At 61.1% G+C, this 23,941-nt stretch carries 19 protein-coding genes; 13 read left to right on the top strand and 6 right to left on the bottom strand.

The features are described 5' to 3' along the window. Both gmd and AB4N41_RS08755 read right to left on the bottom strand, forming a co-directional pair. Entirely contained in the window at positions 1–972 is a 972-nt protein-coding gene (gene gmd, locus AB4N41_RS08760; protein WP_105704732.1) for a GDP-mannose 4,6-dehydratase, read from the bottom strand. Beyond that, entirely contained in the window at positions 969–1,883 is a 915-nt protein-coding gene (locus tag AB4N41_RS08755) for a GDP-mannose 4,6-dehydratase (RefSeq protein WP_460138381.1), read from the bottom strand. The genes gmd and AB4N41_RS08755 overlap by 4 nt, the downstream gene beginning before the upstream one ends. 426 nt (positions 1,884–2,309) lie before the next feature. Between AB4N41_RS08755 and AB4N41_RS08750 the strand changes: the two genes are divergently transcribed. The 6 genes from AB4N41_RS08750 to AB4N41_RS08725 all read left to right on the top strand — a co-directional run bounded on the left by AB4N41_RS08750 (position 2,310) and on the right by AB4N41_RS08725 (position 10,609). Next, on the top strand, positions 2,310–3,887 hold the full coding sequence (locus AB4N41_RS08750) for a glycosyltransferase (protein WP_460138380.1): 1,578 nt from the start codon (positions 2,310–2,312) through the stop codon (positions 3,885–3,887). Beyond that, positions 3,881–5,182 carry a glycosyltransferase gene (locus tag AB4N41_RS08745; RefSeq protein WP_252868509.1) on the top strand — a complete coding sequence of 434 codons (1,302 nt, stop codon included), beginning with the start codon at positions 3,881–3,883 and terminating at the stop codon, positions 5,180–5,182. The genes AB4N41_RS08750 and AB4N41_RS08745 overlap by 7 nt, the downstream gene beginning before the upstream one ends. After that, on the top strand, positions 5,179–6,333 hold the full coding sequence (locus tag AB4N41_RS08740) for an acyltransferase family protein (protein ID WP_252877157.1): 1,155 nt from the start codon (positions 5,179–5,181) through the stop codon (positions 6,331–6,333). Before AB4N41_RS08745 ends, AB4N41_RS08740 begins: the two co-directional genes overlap by 4 nt. After that, positions 6,327–7,166 (top strand): class I SAM-dependent methyltransferase, encoded by an 840-nt coding sequence (locus AB4N41_RS08735; protein ID WP_056791048.1) that lies wholly within the window; start codon positions 6,327–6,329, stop codon positions 7,164–7,166. Before AB4N41_RS08740 ends, AB4N41_RS08735 begins: the two co-directional genes overlap by 7 nt. Positions 7,167–7,302: 136 nt before the next feature. Then, positions 7,303–8,487 (top strand): DUF3142 domain-containing protein, encoded by a 1,185-nt coding sequence (locus tag AB4N41_RS08730; protein WP_252877156.1) that lies wholly within the window; start codon positions 7,303–7,305, stop codon positions 8,485–8,487. Then, a complete protein-coding gene (locus AB4N41_RS08725) occupies positions 8,474–10,609 on the top strand; it encodes a hypothetical protein (RefSeq protein ID WP_252877155.1) in 2,136 nt (711 codons plus the stop codon). The genes AB4N41_RS08730 and AB4N41_RS08725 overlap by 14 nt, the downstream gene beginning before the upstream one ends. Here AB4N41_RS08725 and AB4N41_RS08720 read toward each other — a convergent pair. Further along, a complete protein-coding gene (locus AB4N41_RS08720) occupies positions 10,606–11,235 on the bottom strand; it encodes a LysE family translocator (RefSeq protein WP_252877154.1) in 630 nt (209 codons plus the stop codon). The two genes, AB4N41_RS08725 and AB4N41_RS08720, sit on opposite strands and share 4 nt — an antisense overlap. A gap of 146 nt (positions 11,236–11,381) precedes the next feature. Here AB4N41_RS08720 and AB4N41_RS08715 point away from each other — a divergent pair, with 146 nt between their 5' ends. Further along, a complete protein-coding gene (locus AB4N41_RS08715; RefSeq protein ID WP_252877153.1) occupies positions 11,382–11,855 on the top strand; it encodes an Lrp/AsnC family transcriptional regulator in 474 nt (157 codons plus the stop codon). A gap of 99 nt (positions 11,856–11,954) precedes the next feature. Here the strand turns inward: AB4N41_RS08715 and lpdA are convergent, their stop codons facing one another. Beyond that, on the bottom strand, positions 11,955–13,355 hold the full coding sequence (gene lpdA / locus AB4N41_RS08710; protein ID WP_016772429.1) for a dihydrolipoyl dehydrogenase: 1,401 nt from the start codon (positions 13,353–13,355) through the stop codon (positions 11,955–11,957). A gap of 210 nt (positions 13,356–13,565) precedes the next feature. On the opposite strand from lpdA, the gene hflK (AB4N41_RS08705) reads away from it, so the two are divergent. The 5 genes from hflK (AB4N41_RS08705) to cfaB all read left to right on the top strand — a co-directional run bounded on the left by hflK (AB4N41_RS08705) (position 13,566) and on the right by cfaB (position 20,870). Further along, the gene (gene hflK / locus AB4N41_RS08705; RefSeq protein ID WP_252877152.1) at positions 13,566–15,527 is read left to right on the top strand and encodes a protease modulator HflK; all 1,962 of its coding nucleotides are present in this window, start codon (positions 13,566–13,568) and stop codon (positions 15,525–15,527) included. Beyond that, positions 15,524–16,552, top strand: coding sequence for a protease modulator HflC (gene hflC, locus AB4N41_RS08700; RefSeq protein WP_252877151.1), 1,029 nt, complete (start codon positions 15,524–15,526; stop codon positions 16,550–16,552). The genes hflK (AB4N41_RS08705) and hflC overlap by 4 nt, the downstream gene beginning before the upstream one ends. Beyond that, complete coding sequence (hflK, locus tag AB4N41_RS08695; protein WP_252877150.1) at positions 16,549–17,598, top strand: protease modulator HflK; 1,050 nt, start codon at positions 16,549–16,551, stop codon at positions 17,596–17,598. Before hflC ends, hflK (AB4N41_RS08695) begins: the two co-directional genes overlap by 4 nt. Further along, positions 17,595–19,505 (top strand): heavy metal translocating P-type ATPase, encoded by a 1,911-nt coding sequence (locus tag AB4N41_RS08690; protein WP_252877149.1) that lies wholly within the window; start codon positions 17,595–17,597, stop codon positions 19,503–19,505. The genes hflK (AB4N41_RS08695) and AB4N41_RS08690 overlap by 4 nt, the downstream gene beginning before the upstream one ends. Before the next feature lie 177 nt (positions 19,506–19,682). Continuing rightward, positions 19,683–20,870 (top strand): C17 cyclopropane fatty acid synthase CfaB, encoded by a 1,188-nt coding sequence (gene cfaB, locus AB4N41_RS08685; protein ID WP_252877148.1) that lies wholly within the window; start codon positions 19,683–19,685, stop codon positions 20,868–20,870. A 10-nt stretch (positions 20,871–20,880) separates the two neighbouring features. On the opposite strand, the gene cls is transcribed toward cfaB, so the two are convergent. After that, a complete protein-coding gene (cls, locus tag AB4N41_RS08680; RefSeq protein ID WP_252877147.1) occupies positions 20,881–22,320 on the bottom strand; it encodes a cardiolipin synthase in 1,440 nt (479 codons plus the stop codon). Between the two features lie 131 nt (positions 22,321–22,451). Between cls and AB4N41_RS08675 the strand changes: the two genes are divergently transcribed. Then, complete coding sequence (locus AB4N41_RS08675) at positions 22,452–22,970, top strand: DUF3617 domain-containing protein (RefSeq protein WP_016772436.1); 519 nt, start codon at positions 22,452–22,454, stop codon at positions 22,968–22,970. Between the two features lie 85 nt (positions 22,971–23,055). Here the strand turns inward: AB4N41_RS08675 and AB4N41_RS08670 are convergent, their stop codons facing one another. Beyond that, positions 23,056–23,931: a metal ABC transporter substrate-binding protein gene (locus tag AB4N41_RS08670; RefSeq protein ID WP_252877146.1), complete on the bottom strand. Its 876-nt coding sequence runs from the start codon at positions 23,929–23,931 to the stop codon at positions 23,056–23,058. Between the last annotated feature and the right edge of the window lie 10 nt (positions 23,932–23,941).

Genomic DNA, 23,941 nt, shown 5'->3' with positions numbered 1-23,941 from the left:
CTACTCCTTGGCGACGCGTTTCATGTCCGCATCCATCATCATGCGGATCAAGGTATCCAGGTCGGTTTTCGGTTTCCAGCCCAGCACACGCTGGGCCTTGGCCGGGTTGCCGAGCAGCACTTCGACTTCGGCCGGGCGGAAGAACGCCGGGTCGATCTTCACGTAATCGCGGTAGTTCAGGCCGACGTGATCGAAGGCAATGCGGCACATCTCGCGCACGGTGGTGGTGACGCCCGTGGCGACCACAAAATCGTCGGGTTTGTCCTGTTGCAGCATCAACCACATGGCCTCGACGTAATCGCCGGCAAAGCCCCAATCGCGCTTGGCGTCAATGTTGCCAAGCGCCAACTCGTGCTGTTTGCCCTGCTTGATGCGCGCGGCGGCGTCGGTGACTTTGCGTGTGACGAACTCAATACCGCGCAACGGTGATTCATGGTTGAAGAGGATGCCGCTGCTGGCGTGCAGGTTGAAGCTTTCGCGGTAGTTGACGGTGATCCAGTGGCCGTAGAGCTTGGCCACGCCGTAAGGGCTGCGTGGATAGAACGGGGTGTTTTCGTCCTGCTGCTCTGCCTGGATCAGGCCGAACATTTCGCTGGTCGAGGCCTGATAGAAGCGCGTGTGCGGGCTGAACTGGCGAATCGCTTCGAGCAGATGCGTCACGCCCAGCCCATCGACGATGCCGGTGGTCACCGGTTGATCCCAGGAGGCGGCGACAAAACTCTGTGCGGCGAGGTTGTAGACTTCGTCCGGTGCCGATTTGATTACCGCACGCTGCACCGAGCAGGCATCGGCCATGTCGCCGTCGAGGTAGACAATGTCGGCTTCGACACCCATCTCGCGCAGGCGCCAGCGTGAATCGCTGCTGCGTCGAGCAACGAGGCCGTGAACCTTGTAACCCTTGTCCAGCAGCAGTTTGGCCAGATAGGCGCCATCCTGGCCCGTGATCCCGGTAATCAGTGCACTTTTTGTCATTCTTGTCGTACTCGCATCTCCCAGTCGGACAGGATCGCCCGCAGGGATTGTTGTGTGGTGGTGGCTGGCGCCCATCCTGTGGCGTTGGCCAGTTTTGCGTGGCTGCCGCAGACGCGGCGCTGGTCGGCGCGACGCATGCGCGCCGGATCCGGCACCAGTTCAACGTCGACTTCGGCCAGATCGGCCAATTGCTCGATCAGGCTGCGAATGCTTTGCTCGCGGCCCGAGCAGATGTTGTAGACCTGCCCCGGTGTGCCGTTTTCCAGCAATGCGAAGTACGCGCGAATCACATCGCCGACATCGAGGAAATCGCGGGTCACGTCGATATCGCCGACTTGCAGTTGCGGTGCTTGCAGGCTCTGTTTGATGCGGCAGATCTGCCGGGCGGCACTGGCGATCACGAAGCTGTCCTTCTGCGCGGTGCCGATGTGGTTGAACGGGCGTGCGACCAGCACTGGCCAGCCTTCACTCAGGCCCCATTGCAAACTGAGGAACTCCGCTGAAAGTTTGCTTACCGCGTACGGATTGCGTGGCAGCGGTGGTTGTTGCTCGGTGATCGGCAGGTGCTGCTCGCCGACTTGCCCGTAAACGTCGCCGGAGCTGACGTACAAAAACGTCCCGGCAAAGCCGCGAGCCTTGAGCGCCTGCAACAGATTGAGGGTGCCGAAGAAATTGATGTCGAGGGTGCGGGCCGGGTCACGAAAGGCTTCCGGCACGAAGGTCTGTCCGGCCAGATGAATGACTGCATCCGGCATCTCGGGCCAAAGGTCGATGAGGCTGTCGGCGTTCGTAAGGTCGTAGGCCGATGCGGCAGGCAGCAGCGCCCACGACGATCCCGGCGAAGCCAGACGAGACTGAATGTGTTGTCCCACGAAGCCGCTGAGGCCCGTGACGAACAGACGTTTTTTCAAACAGCGACCCCTTGGTCATGACTCGCGCCGCTTTCCCGGATGCTTTTGGGATAAGTTTGAAATACAGCGGGGAATATCCGCGCAAACAGCAGGCGAAGCCGTTGTTGTAGTTGTTTGGTTGCCAATCTGTGCCAATTGCTCGGCAATTTCAACCGGGCAAACCGTGACTGGTCAGTTCTCGTCAGCATAGTCCGATTTATTCTCGCCCGGCGGTTCCCGGACTCGCGATGGATGTGTTTAGAATGGCCTTCGTCGCGAGTTGGCCGATTGTTTTCCGGACGCCGCGACGCGGGGTGAAACTGACCACTAAAACAAGAACAGAGACGTGCCCGATGATGACGGACGAGTGCCGGCCCTGCCGACCCGATCCGACGCGCGGCCGTCATAGCATGAAGTCGCCGGGATGGCGCTTCATCGTGGGATGCCATGAATTTCATTCTCTACTCGGACGTCAACGACAGCTCCATCAGTGCCAGTCTGGGGCGTCCGGAATACAGCTATTACTTTGTCCTCAAAGCCTATCGCCCGGTGCTGGAAAGCCTGGGGCGCGTGCACGTGGCCGGATCTGTCGCCGACGTCGATGTGATTTACCGGCAATTGCTCGCCGCAGGTGAAGACACTGTGTTCCTGTCCTTCACCCCACCGCAGAAGACCCCGGTTGATCTGGAATGCCCGACGATTTGCGTGGTGGCCTGGGAGTTCGATTCGATCCCCGATGAACAGTGGGACGACGATCCGCGTCAGGACTGGACACGCATGCTCGCGCGCCACGGCCGGGTCATCACTCTGTCGAGCCACACGGCAGCGGCCATCCGCCGCGCCATGGGCGAAGCGTTCCCGGTGCTGGTTTTGCCGACGCCGTTGTGGGACAGCTTCGCAACGATTCGTCAGCAACACCAACCCATGCCGGTCAATTCCGGGACTGCACTGGCGATCAAGGGCTGTATTTTCGATTCACGCACCCTCGGCCTGTCAGCCGATGCGCTGATCCCAACGCCAATCAGCCCTGAAGAGCAGGCTGCACTGGCCGCAGCAATTGAAGCCGCGCGCCCGCCACCGTTGACGTTCAAACGCCGACTGGTCATTGCTCGACATTATCTGCGCCTGTGGGTGCTGGATCTGGGACACGAGCAGGTGGAACCAGTGCCACGGGTGAAATTTCTGCACAACTGGTACTGGGAGGGCATTCGCGATCTGCTGCCGGACGCTTTGCATGGCTGGCTGCAACAGCGTTGGCCTGAGGTGTGCGGCGCTGCGCCGGTGCCCGTGATCGAACCGGCGCCACTCGATCTGCCGGACACCTCATCGGTGGTCGAAACCACAGTCGAGGGTGTGGTGTACGTCTCGGTATTCAATCCCAAGGATGGCCGCAAGAACTGGCATCGACTGATCAGCGCATTCTGCTGGGCGTTCCGCGAAACGCCCGACGCGACGCTGGTGCTCAAGATTACCCAGAATGATCTGGCGTCCTATTACAGCGAGTTGATGACCCTGCTGGCGCAACTCACGCCGTTCGCCTGTAGGGTCGTGGTGATGCACGGTTACCTCGACGACGCGCAGTACGCCAGGCTCTATCAGGCGGCCAGTTTCTACGTCAACGCGTCACGCTGCGAAGGGCTGTGCCTGCCCTTGATGGAGTTCATGTCCAGCGGTAAACCGGTGATCGCCCCCGATCACACGGCGATGGAAGATTACATCGATGACTCGGTGGCGTTCGTGGTCAGGTCCAGTGAAGAGCTGACGATCTGGCCGCAGGACACGCGGATCATCTACCGCACGCTGCGGCACCGCCCCGACTGGGGCTCGCTGAAAAGCGCCTACGAAAACAGCTATCGAATGGCCAAGGCCCGGCCGCAGGAGTATCAGCGGATGTCTGCCGCCGCCGTCGCGCGCATGCAGCAATACTGCGCCTTCGCGCCGGTGCGCAAACGGCTCGCGGAGTTCTTTGCGCTGACAGCAGGCCCCACCGATGCTGCGCCTGTGACGGATAACGCCTCATGCTGATCATCATTCATTCGGAAACCAACCGGCACACCATTGCGCAGAACCTCGGGCGTTCGGAGTACAGCTATTACTTCGTGCTCAAGGAGTATCGTCCGGTGCTCGAACGCATCGGTCGGGTCGTGGAAGTGGCCGATCCGCAGACAGAAGTCGATGCTCTGTATCTGGAATGTCTGAGCCGTGGCGAGCCCTGCGTGTTTCTGTCGTTCTCGCCGCCGCATCGCACTCCCGTTCACCTGGCCTGTCCGACGCTGCCGGTGTTTGCGTGGGAGTTCAGCACGATCCCCAATGAAGCCTTTGCGGGCGAGCCGCGCAATGACTGGCGTAGCGTCTTGCATGCCTGTGGCGCAGCGATCACCCACTCCAGCTACACGGTCAATGCCGTGCACGAGGCGATGGGTGCCGAGTACCCGATCGTCGCGGTGCCGGCGCCGGTCTGGGACCGCTTTGCTGCCCGTGGCGCGAAAATGCCCGAGCAAGCCCTGGCCACCGCCTACAGCCTGACGATCAAAGGTCTGGTCGCGGACAGCCGCACCCTCAATCTGAATGCATTCGGGCCGGCGCACCTGCGCAGCGGCGACGGCATCGACTTCGCCGCGCCGGCCTCCGAGCAGACGCTGGTGCTTGACGGCGTGGTTTATACCTCGGTGTTCAATCCCGGTGACGGGCGCAAGAACTGGGAAGACATGCTCAGCGCTTTTTGCGTTAGTTTTCGCGATGTCGAAGACGCGACGCTGGTGCTCAAGCTCACTCACCACGACGCCGAAGAAGCGCTCAGCGATATCCTCCATCATTTGTACAAAAACCAGTCTTACCGTTGCCGCATCGTTCTGATCTACGGTTACCTCGCCGATCCGGACTACGAGCAACTGGTGCAGGCCACGCGGTACGTGGTCAACACCTCCTACGGCGAAGGTCAGTGTCTGCCGCTGATGGAATTCATGTCCTGCGGCAAGCCGGCGGTGGCGCCGCGTACCACGGCGATGATCGATTACCTGAGCACGGAAAATGCCTTTCTCATCGAGTCCACCGACGAGCTGACAGCCTGGCCCCACGACCCGCGCAAAGCCTTCCGAACCCTGCGTTATGTGACCAACTGGAGCTCATTGTGCGAGGCCTATCGGGCCAGTTACGACGTCGCGAAAAACCAGCCGCAGCGCTATGCCGAGATGTCGGCGCAGGCAGTCGTAAGTTTGCAGGCGTTCTGCAGCCAGACTGTGGCTGAACAGCGTTTGCGAGGGTTTCTGACGCAGTTGTTCGAGCATCGTGCGGCTGCCTTGGAAGCCCCCCAAGCATGAACGCCAAGCGCATCATGGACGTTGAAGTCCTGCGTGCGGTCGCGGTGCTCGCGGTGTTGTTCCACCATTTGCCGGACAATCTGTTCACTGACCCGGTGCCGTCGCTTGCCCGGATCCACGAATGGGCGCAGACGTGGTGGGGCGTCGACCTGTTTTTTGCGATCTCCGGTTTTGTCATCGCCCGCAGCTTGATCCCGGTGCTGCAAGGCTGCACGACGGGTCAGGAGCGCTGGCAACAGGTGCGCCATTTCTGGCTGCGCCGGGCTTTTCGCCTGTTGCCTTCGGCCTGGTTATGGCTGGCGGTGATCCTGCTGGCCTGTGTGTTTTTCAACCGGTCCGGTGCGTTCGGCACGCTATCCGCCAATCTTCAGGCGACCTTGGCCGGGGTGCTGCAATACGCCAATTTCCGCTTCGCCGACAGCTTTTTCCAATACGAATACGGCAGCAGTTTCGTCTACTGGAGCCTGGCGCTGGAGGAGCAGTTCTACCTGCTCTTTCCGTTGCTGATCCTGTTGTTTCGCCGACACCTGGTCTGGGCATTGCTGGCGCTGGTGGCGGTGCAGATTCTGACTGTGCGCACGCCTTTGCTGATGGTAGTACGCACCGATGCGCTGGCCCTTGGCGTGCTGTTGGCGATGTGGAGTGCGCAGCCGGGTTTTCAGCGCTGGCAGCCCTCGTTCTTGCGCCGACCATGGCTTGGCATTTCAGCGTTGATGGTCATTGGAGCGCTGTTGAGCTTCATGGCCACCGACCGTTTTACCCTGGCCAATTATCGGATCGGTTCGATCGCCGTGCTCAGTGCGCTGCTGGTCTGGATCGCCTCGTACAACTGTGACTACCTGATGCCTGCCGGACGCTTGCAGCGGTTGCTGGCATGGATCGGCAGCCGCTCCTACGGTATCTACCTCATTCACATTCCGGCGTATCTATTGGTGCGTGAACTGATCTTTCGCTTGCAGAGCAGTGGCCTGCCGAGCCCCGCCGGACATCCCATCATTACGATGCTGATTGCCTTTGGCCTGATCGCGCTCCTCAGCGAACTCAACTACCGCGTGGTCGAAATGCCGATGCGCAATCGCGGTGCTGCACTGGTCAAGCGCCTCGGCACCTCCCGAACTGCAGTTACCTCACCCGGAGCCACCTCATGCTGAGCTTTTTGAAGAAACTCTCGGCGACAGCGCCTGCACAGCCTGCAGCAGAACCGGTCGCTGCGGTTGCCGACAAGGTTGATCCGTACTCGCTCGGCCTTTACGACGCGAAACTCAGCGGCTGGTACAACCAGGCGACCCACGAGCTGTACACGGGATTCCCTGTGAGTGCCGACGATACGTTGCTTGATGTCGGCTGCGGTGATGGCGGCAACGTGCACTTCTGCGGTATGCGTGGGGCGAAGATCATTCTTGCCGATATCGATGCGGCCAAGGTCGAAGCCACCCGCCAGCGCCTGAGCGACACCCCGGCCCGGGACATCGAATGCCACATTACCGACTGCAACCCGCTACCGATCGCCGACGCAACGGCGACGCGTGTGGTCTCCACCGAGGTGATCGAGCATGTTGATGATCCCGCGCAGTTTCTCGCCGAACTGGTGCGTGTCGGCAAGCCGGGCGCTTTGTATCTGCTGAGCGTGCCGCATCCCAGCTCCGAGGACCTGCAAAAGGACATCGCCGCGCCGGAGTATTTCCAGAAACCCAATCACATACGCATTATCAGCGAAGACCAGTTCAAGGCCATGGTCAGCGACGCCGGGCTGGAGATCATCAGCCACAGTAAATATGGCTTCTACTGGTCGATGTGGATGATGTTGTTCTGGGAAGCCAAGGTCGATCTCAGCAACCCCGATCACCCGATGCTCGAGCACTGGGCCAATACCTGGCAAGCGGTGCTGGATTCCCCGCGCGGCGCGCAGATCAAGCAGGCGCTGGATGCGGTGGTGGCCAAGAGTCAGGTGATTATCGCGCGCAAGCCTGCGGCATCCCTGTAGGCGCTACGGCACGCTGCGATCTTTTGATCTGGAGTCTTGAAGCAAGATCAAAAGATCGCAGCCTCGTTTCACTCGTCAGCTCCTACACGGTTTTTGTGTAACCTTGCAGCCCTGTGGTTTCAGGGATTTTCAAGGTATGCGGTTGATTGTGTGTCTGTTCCTTGGCGTCTTGCTTGCGGGTTGCGAGCAACACGTCGCGCCGGCCCTCGACCAGCAACTCTACGTCTGGCAGCGCCAATGGACGCCTGCGCATGAACCGGCCTTGCGTGACAGTCGCGATGATTTCTCGACGCTGCGCGTGCTGGCATTGCAGGCCTTTCCCGGCGAACGGTGGAGCAGAGCGCGGGTTGATCCGGCATTGTTGAAAGCCGATAGCCGCCCTTTGATTGCAGTGATTCGCCTCGATGGCCAGCTGCAGTCGCTGGACCAGCAGCAGGTCACCGCGCAGATTCTGCAAGTCATCGCCGATTGGCAGGCGCAAGGCCTCACGTTGAGCGGCGTCGAGATCGATCACGACGCCGGTACAGCACGGCTGCCTGCGTATGCCCGATTGCTCAAAGATCTGCGCGCGACCTTGCCGCCATCGTTGCTTTTGAGCATCACCGCGCTGCCGGCCTGGCTCGACAGCGCGCACTTGCCGGCGCTGTTGCAGAGCGTCGACAGCAGCGTGCTGCAAGTCCACGCCGTGAGCGATCCGCGACTGGGTCTTTTCGACGCCAGGCAGGCGTTGAAGTGGGCCAAGGCCTGGGCACATGTCAGCGACAAACCGTTCTATCTGGCGCTGCCGGCCTACGGCGTTGCGCTATTGAGCGATGACGGTGGCGCGCCGATAGTGGAAAGCGAAGTTCAATTGGAGCGCGGCGGGCAGCGCCGGGAATTGCTCGCCGATCCGCAGCAACTCAGCCAATTGGCCAAAACCTTGCGCGAGGATCCGCCCGAGCATCTCGCCGGGCTGATCTGGTTTCGCTTGCCGCTGACCAACGATCGTCGCGCCTGGAGCCTGACTACTTTGCGCGCCGTGGCGCGGGGCGATGTGCTGAAGAGTCATCTGCATCTGTCATTCAAAGGGCAGGGCGGACTCTATGACATCCAGCTCGATAACCGCGGCAATCTCGACAGTCCGTGGCCCGCGCAAATCACGCTGAAGGCGCAGGATTGTGCAGGCGCCGATGCGCTCGCCGGTTACTCGTTGCAACAAAGTGCCAATCTGCTTACCTTCACCCGCCTGCGTGACGGCCGCTTGCCGGCGGGCGGACAGCGCGCTGTCGGTTGGGCGCGTTGTGCACATATTGATCAAGGAGGTTCGCATGTTGACCCGTAACTGGCCCCGCCATCTGCTCTGCCTGAGCCTCAGCCTGCCGCTGGGTTCGGCGCTGGCCTGCGGCCCGGACTTCCCGATGCGCCTGCTCGACAACCGCGCGCAGACCTTGGCCGATTTGCCCGAGGGCAGCTTCAGCTTCGAAATCAGTCGCCTGGGTAAAACCATTGCCGGGCTGAAAAACGTCACCGCGGCGACCCATAACCCCAACGACTATGCCGAAGACAACGCGTCAGAGCTGGCGCGCGAACAGGCTGAGCAGGTGGGCCTGAGCGCTGAGCAATACGCCGTGGTCAAGCGACTGCGCGGGCTCAGCGATGCACGTCAGGCCGAGGAGCAGGGCGCCAGTCTGCCGGTGGAAATCCGTTTGTACGTTGCCGGCGCGGTGGCTTTTGCCACCGGTGATCATCAATTGGCCAGTGAGTATTTCAACAAGGTGCTGGCCCTGCCGGCGGACCAGCGTCCGTTGCGCAGCACGTGGGCGGCGTATTCCCTCGGGCGCATCGCCTTCGCCATGAGCAACGAGGCGCACGATCGCATCGAAGCGCTGGAGCAGGCGCGCGATGCCTTTCGCCAAGCCCGGCAACTGAGCATCGACGGCTTCAGCGATCCGCTGGAACTGGGCGTTGCCAGCCTCGGTGAAGAGGCGCGGGCGTTGCGCAGCGCGGGCGACTGGAGCGGCGCCATCGAACTGTACGAAGCACAGAACCTGCACGGTTCGGCCGTCGGTTACACCTCGCTCAAGCAACTGATGAACGAACTGGCCGAGTTGCCGGAATCTCAACTGGCCAAACTGCTGCAGCAGCCAGCGGTGCAGCAACTGGTCACGGCGTCGCTGGTCAGCCGCCAGGGCTGGTCATTTGGCGAGCAGCCGGCCAACGAAAAGAAATTGGTAACGCTGTTGCAGAACAGCACCCGTGGCAGCCTCGACAATGCCGATCGACTGGCGGCGATGAGTTATCAACAGGGTGACTACGCGTCTGCCAAGGCCTTTCTGGTAAACGCCGGGGACGGCGGGCTGGCCTGGTGGCTGCGGGCAAAACTCGCAGTGCGTGAGGGCGACACGACTGCCGCTGCCGCCGCCTACGCCAAAGCCGCCCAGGCCTTTCCGCAGAATGAAGACTGGGGCTATCGCCGCACGCCGGACTGGGCGTTTGAAACGGTACAGCCAAAATGCCGGGTCGAGGGCGAAAGCGCGATCCTGGCGCTGCAACGCGGCGAATACCTGCAAGCATTCGTGCAGCTGTATCGCAGCAACAGCCTTTACTGGTTCGATGCCGCCACCGTTGCCGAGCGGGTGCTGACGGTCGATGAGCTCAAGCGTTACGTCGATGAGAACGTGCCGGCGCCGCCGCCATTGACGCAGCAAGAGCGCGATAACTATGTGCCGCTGTCGGTGGCCGCCAATCTGCGCAATCTGCTCGGTCGGCGCTTGCTGCGAGAAGGGCGATACGAGGAGGCGGTCGGTTATTTCGCCAGTGACGATCTGCAGCACAAGGCCCGGCTCTATGGCGAGCAACGGCTCAAGGCCGAGTCGGCGTGGTGGCCGAGCAAACGCGCCAGTGCGTTGTACAACGCCGCGTGGACAGCCCGGGAGTGGGGCATGGACATCCTCGGTTATGAGATGGCGCCTGATTACGCCACCTTCGGCGGCAATTACACGCTGGAGAGCACGAAGCTGGATGTCGGCCCGCTGATTTCCACGGCGGAAGTGCAGCGCCAGCAGGCCAGCGCCGCGCAACCGGATCAGCGTTATCACTATCGTTTCGTCGCCACGGCACTGGCCAGTCGCGCCGCCGATAACCTGCCGCACACCAGTCAGGCGTTTGCCGCCGTGTTGTGCAACGCGGCCGGCTGGAACAGCAGCCTTGAGGACCAGAGCGCGCTGTATCAACGCTACGTCAAGGAAGGCCCTTATGTGCCGTGGGCGCAAGACTTTGGCAATCAATGCCCGTACCCGGACTTCGAAAATGCCGACAAGCGCTACGTCACCCAGGTGACCGATGCCGTGCGTGGGACGCTGCGACCGTACAAGTGGCCGGTACAGATCGGCGCGGTGCTGCTTGTCGCTGTTGCTGCGTTAATGCTGATTACCCGTCGTCAGCGCAAGGTGCGCAAAGGCTAGGCCTGTTGAATAAAGCCCAGGCGTACGGCGAAGCCAATCAACAGGCTGCCGAACAACCATTGCTGAACGCGCTGGGCGGTTGGACTGTGTTGCAGCCAACGGCCCAGTGCCGCGCCAGTCAGGGCAACCACGCTGTCGAACAGCAGACCGACGGCGACCAGCACCATGCCAAGCACGGCAAACTGGCTCAGCACCGGCGCGCCGTGACTGACGATGAATTGCGGCAGCAGCACCGAGCAGAACAGCAACGCCTTGGGATTGAGCAGGTTGGTCAGCAAGCCGCGACGGATCGCATCGCGCCACTGGCCGGGAGCAGGTGCCTGCTCTTGGTTTTGCAGACGCGGTACCAGCGAGGTGCGCAAACACTGGATACCGATCCACAACAGATAGGCCGCGCCAGCGATGCGCACCACGTCAAACGTCCACGGCGCCGTTTTGAACAGCGCCGCCAGCCCCAGTGCCGCCAAGGCAACGTGACAGGCGCGGGCGATGGCCAGGCCCAGTGCGGTGGCCAGCGCCGCACCGCGACCTTGCCGAGCACCGGTTTGCAATAGCAGGATCATGTCCGGTCCCGGCAGTAGCAGAACCACAGCCAGCGTCAGAATAAACAGCCAAAGACTTGCCACATCACACCCCGTTTTCGATGTCGATTTTCTCGCGCCAGTCTAGAGCGAGACGGTAGGGCAGGTGCTTGCGTAGTCTGCTTCAATTGTTCACAGCTTTGGCATAACCTGCTGGTTTTCAACCGTCAGACTATCGGGATCTGCCAAAGATGAAACTCGACGCCTATGACCGCAAGATTCTCGCCGCGCTGCAGCGCAACGGGCGCTTGAGTAATGTCGAGCTGGCAGAAGAAATCGGCCTGTCGGCCTCACCGTGTCTGCGGCGGGTGCGCATGCTGGAAGAGGCGGGGGTGATTCGAGGCTACCAGGCCAATCTGGATCGCGATGAAGTCGGGCTTGGGCTGACGGTGTTTGTCGGGGTCAAGGTCGAGCGGCACAACGAAGAACGCGCCGAGGCTTTTTATGCGGCCGTCACTGCGTTGCCTGAAGTGGTCTCAGCATTTCTGGTGTCCGGCGAATCGGACTTTTTGTTGCAGGTATTGGTGCCTGACTTGCGCGCTTATGACCGCTTTGTCAGCGGCCATCTGCTCAAGCTTCCGGGTGTGAGCGATATTCGCAGCAACTTCGCCATCCACACGGTGAAAGCGCCGGGGGCGTTGCCGTTGGGGCATCTGCCGGTGTAGACCGGGTGGCACCTTTCGCGAGCAGGCTCGCTTCCACAGGGGGAACGCTTCCAAAGTGGGAGCGAGCCTGCTCGCGAAGACGGCGGCAAGGTTTGGAACCTACATCTGCGTCGCCATCCCCTCGACATTCATCGCTGCCTGCCGCAACGCTTCCGAACGCGTCGGGTGCGGATGGCAGGTCAGGGCGATGTCCTCGGCCGAGGCGCTGAACTCCATCGCCACACAGAACTCGCCGATCATCTCGCTCACGCTCGGCCCGACCAGGTGCACGCCAAGGACTTCGTCCGTGCGCTCGTCGGCAAGGACTTTGGCAAAGCCCTCGGTTTCGTGGTTGATCTTCGCCCGGCTGTTGGCAGTGAAGGGAAACTTGCCGACCTTGTAGGCGCGGCCCTCGGCCTTGAGCTGTTCTTCGGTCTGACCGACGCTGGCCAGTTCCGGTTGGGTGTAGATGACATTGGGGATCAGCGCGTAATTGACCTCACCGGCCTTGCCGTGGATCTGCTCGACGCAGGCCATGGCCTCGTCTTCAGCCTTGTGCGCGAGCATCGGCCCGGACGTGACGTCGCCGATCACCCAGACCCCGGCGGCTTCGGTGCGATGTTGCTTGTTGGCGAGCATGCCGCGTTTGTCGGTACTGAGGCCGACGTTCTCCAGCCCCAGGCCCTGGGTGTACGGCCGGCGCCCGATGGCCACCAGCACATAGTCGGCTTCGATCAGCTCAGCCGTACCACCAGCGGCAGGCTCGACGCTCAGCTGCACGCCTGTAGCCGAGCTGGTGGCGCTGGTGACCTTCGAGCTCAGTTTGAAGGCAATGCCTTGCTTGCTCAGCGCGCGCTGCAAGGTCTTGCCGGCCTCGCCATCGACGCCGGGGCAGATGCGATCAAGGTATTCGACCACGGTGACCTGCGCGCCAAGTCGGCGCCATACCGAACCCAGCTCCAAGCCGATCACCCCGGCACCAATGACCACCAGATGTTTGGGTACTTCACTCAATGACAGCGCGCCGGTGGAATCGAGGATGCGCTGGTTGTCGATCTCGACGCCGGGCAGGGGAGTGGGCTCGGAACCAGTGGCAATAATGATGTCCTTGGCGCTGAGTTCGCTCTTGTTGCCTTGGGCGTCGGTCACCGTCACTTTGCCCGGGCCATCGATATGGCCCCAGCCCTTGATCCAGTCGACCTTGTTCTTGCGAAACAGAAATTCGATGCCCTTGGTCAGGCCGGCGACGCTTTCGTCCTTCTGCTTCATCATCTGCGCGAGGTTCAGCGTCGGTTTGACCTCGATGCCGAGATTGGCGAACTCTGTCCCCACCGCAGCGGCGTACAGCTCCGACGCGTGCAGCAAGGCTTTGGACGGCATGCAACCGACGTTCAGACAGGTGCCGCCGAGGGTTGCACGTCCTTCGACGCAAGCGGCCTTGAGCCCGAGCTGGCCGGCGCGGATCGCCGCGTTATAACCGCCGGGGCCGCCGCCCAGAATTACCACGTCATAGTTGCTCATGCGCTTGCTCCAGATTGCTCGATGGGGATAGCCAAGGTTAGTCGCGATAAAAATTATGTGCGTAATATGAGCTTCGTCGAACATTTCGGTCAAGGCTTCAGGCAAGCGACAGCTGCGGCATCTTTGAATGGAAGCAATTGTGTACGAATATTTCACAGTGTCCGTTATATCGTAACGCTATGAACGCTGAGCCTACATTTTCGGGGTGTTATGCAAGTCGATCTTGAGTTGGACGCCACGCCAGTCACCGGGCTGCCGCGCTTTCAGCAAGCAGATGCGCAGTCACGCAAATTACGTCGGCTGGCTTATGGACTCGGCGCATTGGCCGGTTTGGGCTGGGTGCTGGCGTTTTTCGTCGGCCTGTTTGCGCCGCAGTCCCTGTGGTTATCGTTATTGGTCAATCAGAGCGCGGCGTTGCTGGTACTGGTCGCCGGGTTGCAATCGGCGTGGTGGGTGACGCAATGGCGCGCGCGGGTGATGCATCCGCCCGCCTCGCAATCGACCGTCGTGGAAGAGGGCGGCGCAGCCGAGGGCTGGTACGAAAGGCTTCTGGAGCGCTTGAGTCAGCAGAGCCGCCATGTGCTTGGACAAATCGGCGCGCCGACGTTGTGGCTCGGCGGTTGGGCGTTGCTGGTTCTGCTTGGTATTGAGCAGGTGTGGAATCTCACGTTGCCTGCGGCGGCCTTGGGGCTGTCGGCGAGCATCGGTGCGGCATTGGCGTTGTTGCTGGCGTTTGCCCTGCTGGTGCTGGAGCGGCAACTGGCGCAGGTACCGCCGGCGCAGTGGCCGGAAGCGGCTGCGCTGGCACAACTGATCCGGGTGGTGATCATCACTCTGTTGATCGGTGCGCTGTGTCTGTTGTTTGCCAGCGAAGACGCAGTCTGGCCGGCGCGTGTTGCGGTATTCAGCGCAATCCTGCCGATGTTGGTTGCCATCGAACTGTTATTGCGCGCGGTGCTGTCTGTTTTCAGCCCGCGCCGCGAACAACTCGAACCGACCCTGCTGGCGCGCAGTTTTATCGCCGATATGCTGCGTTGGCCGCCGCAGCCGTGGCTGGCGTTACAGCATGAAATGCACAACCGTTTCGGCATCGATTTGCGCCAGATCTGGGCCTTCAGTTACATGCGCCGGGCCTTGTTGCCAGTGTTGGCGGTGGTCGCCCTTAGCGGTTGGCTGCTGACCGGCGTACATGAAATTCCCCTGCAAGGTCGCGGCATCTATGAGCGCTTCGGTAAACCGGTACAGGTTTTCGGCCCGGGTTTGCATAGCGGGTTGCCTTGGCCATTGGGGCGTGTGATCTCCGTTGAAAACGGCGTGGTCCATGAACTGGCAACCAGTGTCGGCGACAAGCCAATCGCCGTGCAGTCCGATTCCGCTGAAGGCCCGGCGCCGCTGACCGCCAACCGTTTGTGGGACGCCAGCCACGTCAACGACAAATCCCAGGTCATCGCCAGCAGCCGCGGCGCGCAACAGGGCCTGCAAATCGTCAACATGGACGTGCGCTTCGTTTATCGCATCGGTTTGAACGACGAGGCGGCGCTCGCCGCGACTTATAACAGCGCCGATGTACCGACGCTGATTCGCAGCACCGCCAGCCGCATCCTGGTTCACGATTTTGCCTCGCGCACCCTCGACGGTCTGCTCGGCGACGACAGGGCAGGGCTGGCCGAGGAAATCGGTCGCTCGGTGCAAAGCGATCTGAACAGATTGAACAGTGGTGTGGAGATCCTTGCCACAGTCGTCGAAGCGATTCATCCACCGGCCGGCGCGGCGAATGCCTATCACAGTGTGCAAGCGGCGCAGATCGGCGCGCAGGCGTTGATCGCTCGCGAACGCGGGGCGGCTGCGCAGGCCACTAACGAGGCGCAGTTGCAGGCGAGCGCGGCGCGGGATCAGGCAATGGCAAACGCGCGGGAGATCAACGCCGCTGCGCAAACCGCCGACCTGAAGTTCAGCGCCGAGCAGAAAGCCTTCGCCAGTGCTGGCCAGGCGTTTGTGCTGGAGCAATACCTCAGCCAGCTCAGTCAGGGCTTGAGTAAAGCCAGGTTGCTGGTGCTCGACCATCGACTTGGCGGGAGCGCAAATGCGCCAACCATCGATCTGCGTACTTTCGCACTGCCGACTGATCCGTCGCCCGCCCGTACCACCGCTCAACCAGGAGCCACCCATTGAGCCAGTCGCCTGTTCATGACGTTCACGACCACAGCGGCCACGACCACGGCCACGGCGGGCATCACCATCATCATCACGGCGAGGTGCCAGAAGCCGGACCATTTCCATGGCGGCGTATGGCCTGGGCTGCGTTGCTGGTGGCGTTTGCCATTGCCGCCGCGAGTCTGGTGCAAGTGCGCTCCGGCGAAGCCACGGTCATCACTCGTTTCGGAAATCCGTCGCGGGTATTGCTTGATCCCGGTTTGAGCTGGCGTTGGCCTGCGCCGTTCGAAGCGGCGATTCCAGTGGACTTGCGTCTACGTACCACCTCAAGTGGTTTGCAGGACGTCGGCACCAAGGACGGTTTGCGTATCATCGTTCAGGCCTACGTGGCGTGGCAGGTGCAGGGTGATCCTGAACATGTGCAGCGTTTCATGCGTGCCGTGCAGAATCAGCCGGACGAAGCGGCGCGGCAGATTCGCACCTTTGTCGGTTCGGCACTGGAGACCACGGCCAGCAGTTTCGATCTGGCCAATCTGGTCAACACTGATGCCAAACAAGTGCGCATCGGCGATTTTGAAGCGCAGTTGCGTCAGCAGATCGACCAACAGTTGCTCGCCACTTATGGCGTGCGCGTGGTGCAGGTCGGTATCGAGCGGCTGACTTTGCCCTCGGTCACGCTCAGCGCAACGGTCGATCGCATGCGCGCCGAGCGTGAAACCATTGCTACGGAACGTACAGCGATCGGCAAACGCGAAGCGGCGCAAATTCGCTCCGCCGCCGAGCGCGATGCGCGAATCGTCCAGGCTGATGCAACGGTGAAAGCCGCCGATATCGAAGTGCAATCCCGGGTCGAGGCTGCGCAGATTTATGGGCGCGCCTACGCCAGCTCGCCGCAGCTTTACAACCTGCTGCGCTCGCTCGATACCCTCGGCACCATTGTCACACCGGAAACCAAACTGATTCTGCGTACCGATGCTGCGCCGTTCCGTGTGTTGGTCGACGGCCCACCGACTCTCGACAAAAAAGTCGGATCGCAGCCATGAGCGAAGAAGTTCCACGTGGAACACATGCGTTGAACAGTCCGTGGATTCAGGCCGGCCGTCTGACCTTCATCGCCTTGTATGCGATCACTGTTTTGGCCGCATTAGCATGGGCGGTCTCGAATGTCCGGCAGATTGATCCGCAAAACCGCGCAGTAGTACTGCACTTTGGCGCGCTTAATCGCGTTCAGAATGCCGGGCTGTTATGGGCGTGGCCGCAACCCTTTGAGCAGGTGATTCTGTTGCCGGCGGCTGATCGGGTGATCGAGCGTCGAGTGGAAAATCTGTTGCGCAGTGACGAGGCGCTGAAGGCTGACCGGGTGGCGTCCTTCGCTACGCCATTGAGCGATGCACTCGCCGGGTCTGGTTATTTATTGACCGGTGACGCCGGCGTAGTGCAACTGGACGTGCGAGTGTTTTACCAAGTCTCCGATCCCTATGCGTTCGTGTTACAGGGTGAACATGTGCTACCAGCGCTCGATCGGTTGGTGACGCGCAGCGCCGTAGCCCTGACCGCCGCGCGAGATCTCGACACCATTCTGGTCGCTCGCCCGGAATTGATCGGCGCCGACAATCAGGCAGCCGAGCGCCGTGAGCGATTGCGCGGTGATCTGGTGCAAGGCATCAACGCGCGTCTCGCTGCACTGAAGGCGAGCGGGCAGGGCATCGGTATCGAGGTGTCGCGGGTCGATGTGCAATCGAGTCTGCCGGAGCCAGCGATCACTGCTTTCAATGCGGTTCTGACGGCCAGTCAGCAGGCTGACAAAGCAGTGGCTAACGCGCGCACCGATGCCGAGAAACTTGCCCAGTCCGCCAACGAACAGGCAGACCGCACGCTCCAGGTGGCTCACGCGCAGGCAGGCGAGCGTCTTGCAAAAGCCTCAACCGATACCGCAACCGTCACGAGTCTGGCCACGTCTACCGACCCGCAAATGCTCCTGCGTCTGTATCGCGAGCGCATACCGAAGATCCTCGGTCAGGCCGGCTCGGTCACCACCGTCAATCCGAAAGACGATTCCCGGTTGATCATTCAAGGAGCCACTCAATGACCGCGACCACCGCTGCTCCAGGTTTGTTGTCCTCGATCGAACAACGTCGCGCCGCGCGCCAATTGACCCTGGCGATGCTTGCGCTCGGGCTGCTGGGTCTGGGGCTGGTCTGGCGCTGGACACTCCCGGAGCAAATCGGTGTCAGCCAACTGCTGCTCGGTTTCGCTTCTCTGCTCGTAGCGGTTCCGGTGATGCGATCGGCCTGGTACAGCCTGCGTTATCCAAGCCTGCACGGCATCACCGATCAATTGATTGCGCTGGCCATGCTCGGTGCCTGGGCGACCGGTGATCTGCTCACCGCGGCGTTGTTGCCAATCATCATGATCTTCGGCCATGTGCTCGAGGAGCGCAGCGTCATCGGTTCCCAAGAAGCAATTAATGCGCTTGGCCAGTTGACCCGCAGCCATGCGCGCAAGCTGCAAGCGGACGGTTCGATCATCGAAGTGGACAACCGCACGCTCAGTGCTGGCGATATTGTCGAGGTGCGGGCCGGTGATCGGGTGCCGGCCGACGGTCGGGTATTGTCCGGCCAGGCGAGTCTCGATACGGCGTCGATTACCGGTGAATCGGTACCGGTGGAAGCGGGCGTCGGCATGATGGTGTTCGGCGGCGCGATCAACCTCGATGGATTGCTGCGCGTCGAAGTCACCCGCATCGGCGACGAATCCACCTTGGGCAAAGTCATCGCCCTGATGCAAAACGCCGAGCGCTCGAAACCGCCGATCACGCGATTGCTCGAACGCTATGCCGGCAGCTACATGGTGCTGGTCTTGTTGCTGGCGGCGGTGACCTGGTTCGTCACCCATGATGCACAGGCGATGCTCGCGGTGGTGGTGGCGGCGTGTCCGTGTGCGTTGGTGCTGTCGGCGCCGGCCACGGCGATTGCCGGTGTCGCCGTCGCCGCGCGTCACGGGATTCTGATTCGCAGCTCGGCGTTCCTCGAAGAACTTGCCGATCTGACCTCGCTGGTGGTCGACAAGACCGGCACGCTGACTTACGGCACGTTGCGTTTGCAGTCGATCGACAGCCTCAGTGTGGACACTAAAGAAGTGCAGGCGCTGGCCGCCAGTCTTGGCGCGGCGAGCAGTCATCCGGTGAGCCGGGCACTCGCCGGGATGGCCGATCAGGAAGCCTATTGGCCTCTGACCAACATCCATGAGCGCCAAGGCTTGGGCGTAGTGGCGACGACAGAGAAGGGCGAAGCTGCGCTCGGTCGTCCAGAGTTGTTCGCGCAACTGGGCATCACAACGCCCCTCGTTCCTGAACACGATGGCCCGATTGCCGGCCTGGCTTTGAACGGTGAATTCCTCGCCTGGCTGCTGCTAGCAGACAGCATCAAACCCGAAGCGCGCTTTGCCTTGAGCGAATTGCGCGAACTGGGGCTGGGACGCCAACTCCTGCTGACGGGGGATCGTCAGAGCGTCGCGCGAACCTTGGCGCAGGAAGTCGGGCTGAATGAAATCCAGGCGCAAGCGCTCCCGGAGGACAAACTCAATCGCGTGCTCAAGGAAATCGATCACGGCTTCCGCCCGATGGTGGTAGGCGACGGCATCAACGATTCACTCGCGCTCAAGGCCGGCGTGGTCGGCGTGGCGATGGGCGCTGGCGGGGCCGATATTGCGCTGGCTTCAGCGGACATTGTGTTGATCGGCAGCGATTTGCGCCGCCTCGGTACCTGCGTGCGCTTGAGTCGTCAGTGCCGGCGTACTTTGCAGGTCAATGTGATCATCGGTCTCGGCTGGACCCTGGCGATCGTGGTCTTCGCGGCTTTCGGTTGGCTTGGCGCGGCCGGGGCGATGATCGCGGCTCTGCTGCATAACCTGAGTACCTTGTTGGTATTGGGCAACGCCGGACGTTTGCTGCGCTTTCAGGAGCCATTGCTCAGGCTCGACCCTCAGGCTAAATGAAAGAAAATTCATCGAACCGCCGAGTACGCAGGCAGTCATCTATCGTAAGGCACGTCGCCTGTGGCGTTCAGCCGATGTGCCGATCACGATAGACAAGGCCGATCGAATCGATAGCCTGCTAATTTTCAAGGTTGGTCTACCCTCAGATCAGACGTCTGAAACAAGGGGGGATTTTCCATGCTTGCGCAACTTCCACCGGCCTTACAGAATCTGCAGTTACCGCTTCGCCTGCGACTCTGGGACGGCCACGAGTTCAATCTGGGCCCGACGCCCAGCGTAACCATCGTCGTCAAGGACCCGCAGGTGGTTACTCAATTCACCCACCCAAGCCTGGATGCGCTGGGTGCGGCGTTCGTCGAAGGCAAGCTGGAACTGGAGGGCTCGATCAGCGAGGTCATCCGGGTTTGCGATGAGTTGAGCAATGCGCTGCTCGACCAGGACGAAGACAGTCAGCCGGTGCGTGCGCATCACGACAAGGACACTGACGCCAAGGCCATTTCCTACCACTACGACCTGTCGAATGCGTTCTACCAGCTCTGGCTGGATAGCGACATGGCGTATTCCTGTGCCTATTTCGAAACCGGTAGCGAAACCCTCGAACAGGCGCAGCAAGCCAAATTCCGCCATCTGTGCCGCAAGCTGCGCTTGCAGCCGGGCGAGTATTTGCTGGATGTCGGCTGCGGTTGGGGCGGTTTGGCACGGTATGCGGCGCGAGAGTTCGGCGTAAAGGTGTTCGGTATTACTTTGAGCAAGGAACAGTTGGCGCTGGCGCAGGAGCGGGTCAAGGCCGAGGGTCTGGAAGATCAGGTCGAACTGCAATTGCTCGACTATCGCGATCTGCCGCAGGACGGCCGCTTCGACAAGGTTGTCAGCGTCGGCATGTTCGAACATGTTGGTCATGCCAATCTCGCCGAGTATTGCGCAACGCTGTTTGGTGCGGTGAAGGAGGGCGGCCTGGTAATGAACCACGGCATTACCGCCAAGCACACCGATGGCCGCCCGGTTGGACGCGGCGCAGGCAACTTCATCGAAAAATACGTGTTTCCCAACGGCGAGTTACCGCACCTGGCGATGATCTCTGCCGAGATCAGTGAAGCCGGGCTGGAAATCGTCGATGTCGAAAGCCTGCGCCTGCATTACGCGCGCACGCTCGATCACTGGAGCGAGCGACTGGAGGACAACCTCGAAGCTGCGGCGAAACTGGTGCCTGAGCAAGCACTGCGTATCTGGCGTCTGTATCTGGCCGGTTGCGCTTATGCCTTCGCGCGGGGCTGGATCAACCTGCATCAGATCCTCGCTGTGAAAGCGCATCCGGATGGCAGCCACGAACTGCCTTGGACCCGCGACGATATCTACCACCCCTGAAACGGGGCGCTCAGAGAATCGGCGAAATCAGCCGGGCGATCCGCATGCCGACCTGTTGCAGGCGGTGGATCTCCCGGCTTTCTTCTTTGGCCACTTCATCGGCCAGGGCGAAATCGTCATTGAGCATTTGTTCCACGGCGGCGGCGAACTCGCTGTCGACGGTCAGCAACATCACTTCGAAATTCAGGCGGAACGAGCGATTATCCAGATTGGCGCTGCCGATGGCGCTGATTTCGCTGTCGATCAACACCACTTTCTGATGCAGGAAACCCGGTCGATAGCGGAACACCCGCACGCCGGCACGCACCGCTTCAAAGGCATACAGGCTTGAGGCGGCATAGACGATGCGATGATCAGGCCGCGACGGCAACAGCAGGCGCACATCGACACCACGCAAAACCGCCAGCCTGAGTGCTGCGAATACCGCTTCGTCCGGGACGAAGTACGGGCTGGTGATCCACACCCGTTGCGTTGCTGCGTGGATGGCTTCGACGAAAAACAGCGAGCAGGTTTCGTAGGCGTCCGCCGGGCCGCTGGCGAGCAATTGGCAAAGCACGCCATCCTCCGGGTACGTATCCGGCAGGATCAACGGCGGCAGGGTACGAGCAGCCCAGAACCAGTCTTCGGCGAAGGATTCCTGCATGCAGGCTACCACCGGCCCGCGAACTTTGACGTGGGTGTCACGCCATGGCGCCAGCGGTGGTTTCTCACCCATGTATTCATCGCCGACGTTATGTCCGCCGACAAAACCGACTACGCCATCGACCACGACGATTTTGCGGTGGTTGCGGAAATTGACCTGAAAGCGGTTGAGCCAGCCACTGCGCGTGGCAAAGGCTTTGACCTCGACGCCGGCATCACGCAACGCTTGCACGTAGTGATGGGGCAGGGCATGGCTGCCAATGCGGTCGTAGAGCAAATGAATCGACACGCCTTCGGCAGCTTTCTTCAACAGCAAATCACGCAAGCGCTGGCCGAGCCGATCGTCGTGAATGATGAAGAACTGGACCAGCACTGCCTCCCTGGCTTGTTCGATCGCCTGAAATATTGCATCGAAGGTCGCGGTGCCGTTCACCAGCAGTTGCACCTCGTTGTTCGCCAGGCACGGCATGCGCCCCAGTTTCGGCATCGCGCGCAGTGAGGCGTAGGCACTCGAAGCGCGAGCGGCCAGGGCTTCCTCCACCCACGGACGCCAGTTCAGTTCGGAAATGGCCAGGCGCATCTGCTCGTTGGCCTGGCGCCGGGCCTTGATGTAGCCATCGAAGGTGCTGCGACCAAATACCAGATATGGAATAAGCGTGAAGTAGGGAATGAAGATCAACGACAATGCCCAGGCGATCGAGCCTTGCGCTGTGCGCACGGTGAGCACCGCATGGATTGCAGCGATCGAACCGAGTGTGTGCAACAGGGCGATCAGGTAACCGAAAATGTGCGGTCCGAAAAAATCCATGGGGCAGCCTTGCTCCGCGAGATGCAATGCTTAACAGACCATGTTCTGCGGCGAATGTCTCTATTTAATCGGCGCATGAACCGACACAATCGGCCGGCGTCTAACGGCCACAACTGATCAGGAGTTACTCGATGAACGTTCGTCTGCTGGGTTTGGCGCTGGGCCTGGGTTTGGCATTACCGGTGGTTGCGCAGGCACAAATGCTGCAGCCGGGGTTGTGGGAAATGTCTTCGAGCAATCTGAAGGTCGATGATCAGGCCATGGACGTGCAATCGATCCTTGGCCAGATTCAAGGCCAGATCACCCCGCAGCAGCGCGCTGCGCTCGAGAAAAACGGCATCAATATTGGCGGCAAGGGGATCCGTGCCTGCCTGACGCCGCAGCAGGTGGCAACCAACGATATCCCGCTGGCCGATCCGCAATCGGGCTGCAAACAGCAGATCACCGAGCGCACCGGCAACCAGTGGAAATTCCGCTTCAGCTGCCCGAAAGCCCAAGGTACCGGCGTGGCGACATTCCTCAGTGACCGCGAATTCACCACCGTTGCCAATGGCACCTTCAACGCCATCGGCATCAACCAGAAGGGCAGCCTGGAAACCCGGGCAGTCTGGCTGGGCCAGGATTGCGGCACGGTAAAACCCCGCGCTTAAACCCCTCGCAGCGCTCCCACAGCTGGAACCCATTCCAACTGTGGGAGCGAGCCTGCTCGCGAATAGATCGGAAGTACACCTCAAGTCATGGCTGACTCAACGCCTTGTACAGCGTATTGAGGTTGTATTCGAACAGCCCGGTAAAGGTGCTCGCCGGTCCACTCGCCGCCAGTGCATCCGAGTACAGCGTGCCACCGATGTGTGCGCCGCTTTCGTCCGCGATCTGCTTGAGCAGACGCGCGTCCTTGATGTTTTCCATGAACACCGCTTTGACCTTGGCCTGGCGAATCTGCGTGATCAGCGCAGCGACTTCGGCTGCGGAGGGTTCGCGTTCGGTGGACAAACCCTGTGGCGCGATAAAGTCGATGCCATAGGCCTGTCCCAGATAGCCAAAGGCATCGTGGCTGGTGACGATCTTGCGATTACCCGGCGGCAGCGCGCCGAGTTTGTTTTTGGCTTCGGCGAGCAGGGCATAGATCTGCTTGAGGTAGGTCTGGCTGTTGCGCTCGTAGTCAGGCTTGTTGGCCGGGTCGGCGGCGATCAGCGCCTTGGTGATGTTGGCGACGTACAACTCAGCGTTCGCCAGATTGTGCCAGGCGTGTGGATCCGCAACAGTCTCGCCGTCTTCATCGAGCGAACGTGGAATCACCCCGCGACTGGCGCTGATCACCGTCGCCTTGCTGTCGGTGCTGGTCACCAGGCGATCCAGCCAAGGCTCGAAACCGAGGCCGTTCTTGATGATCACTTTGGCTTTGAGCAATGCCTTGGCATCGTCCGGTGTTGGCTCGTAGGTGTGCGCATCGGCATCTGCGCCGACCATGTTGGTGATCTCAACGTGTTCGCCGCCGACCTGATGAACCATGTCGGCAAGGATGCTGAAGCTGGTAACCACCGGCAGTTTTTCGGCAGCCGACAGTGACATCGACAGTATCAGGCTGAACAGCACGAGTAGAGCGCGCATCGGGAAACAC

This window comes from Pseudomonas sp. S2_A10 (assembly GCF_054668465.1).
This window is presented reverse-complemented; position numbering and strand designations above follow the sequence as displayed.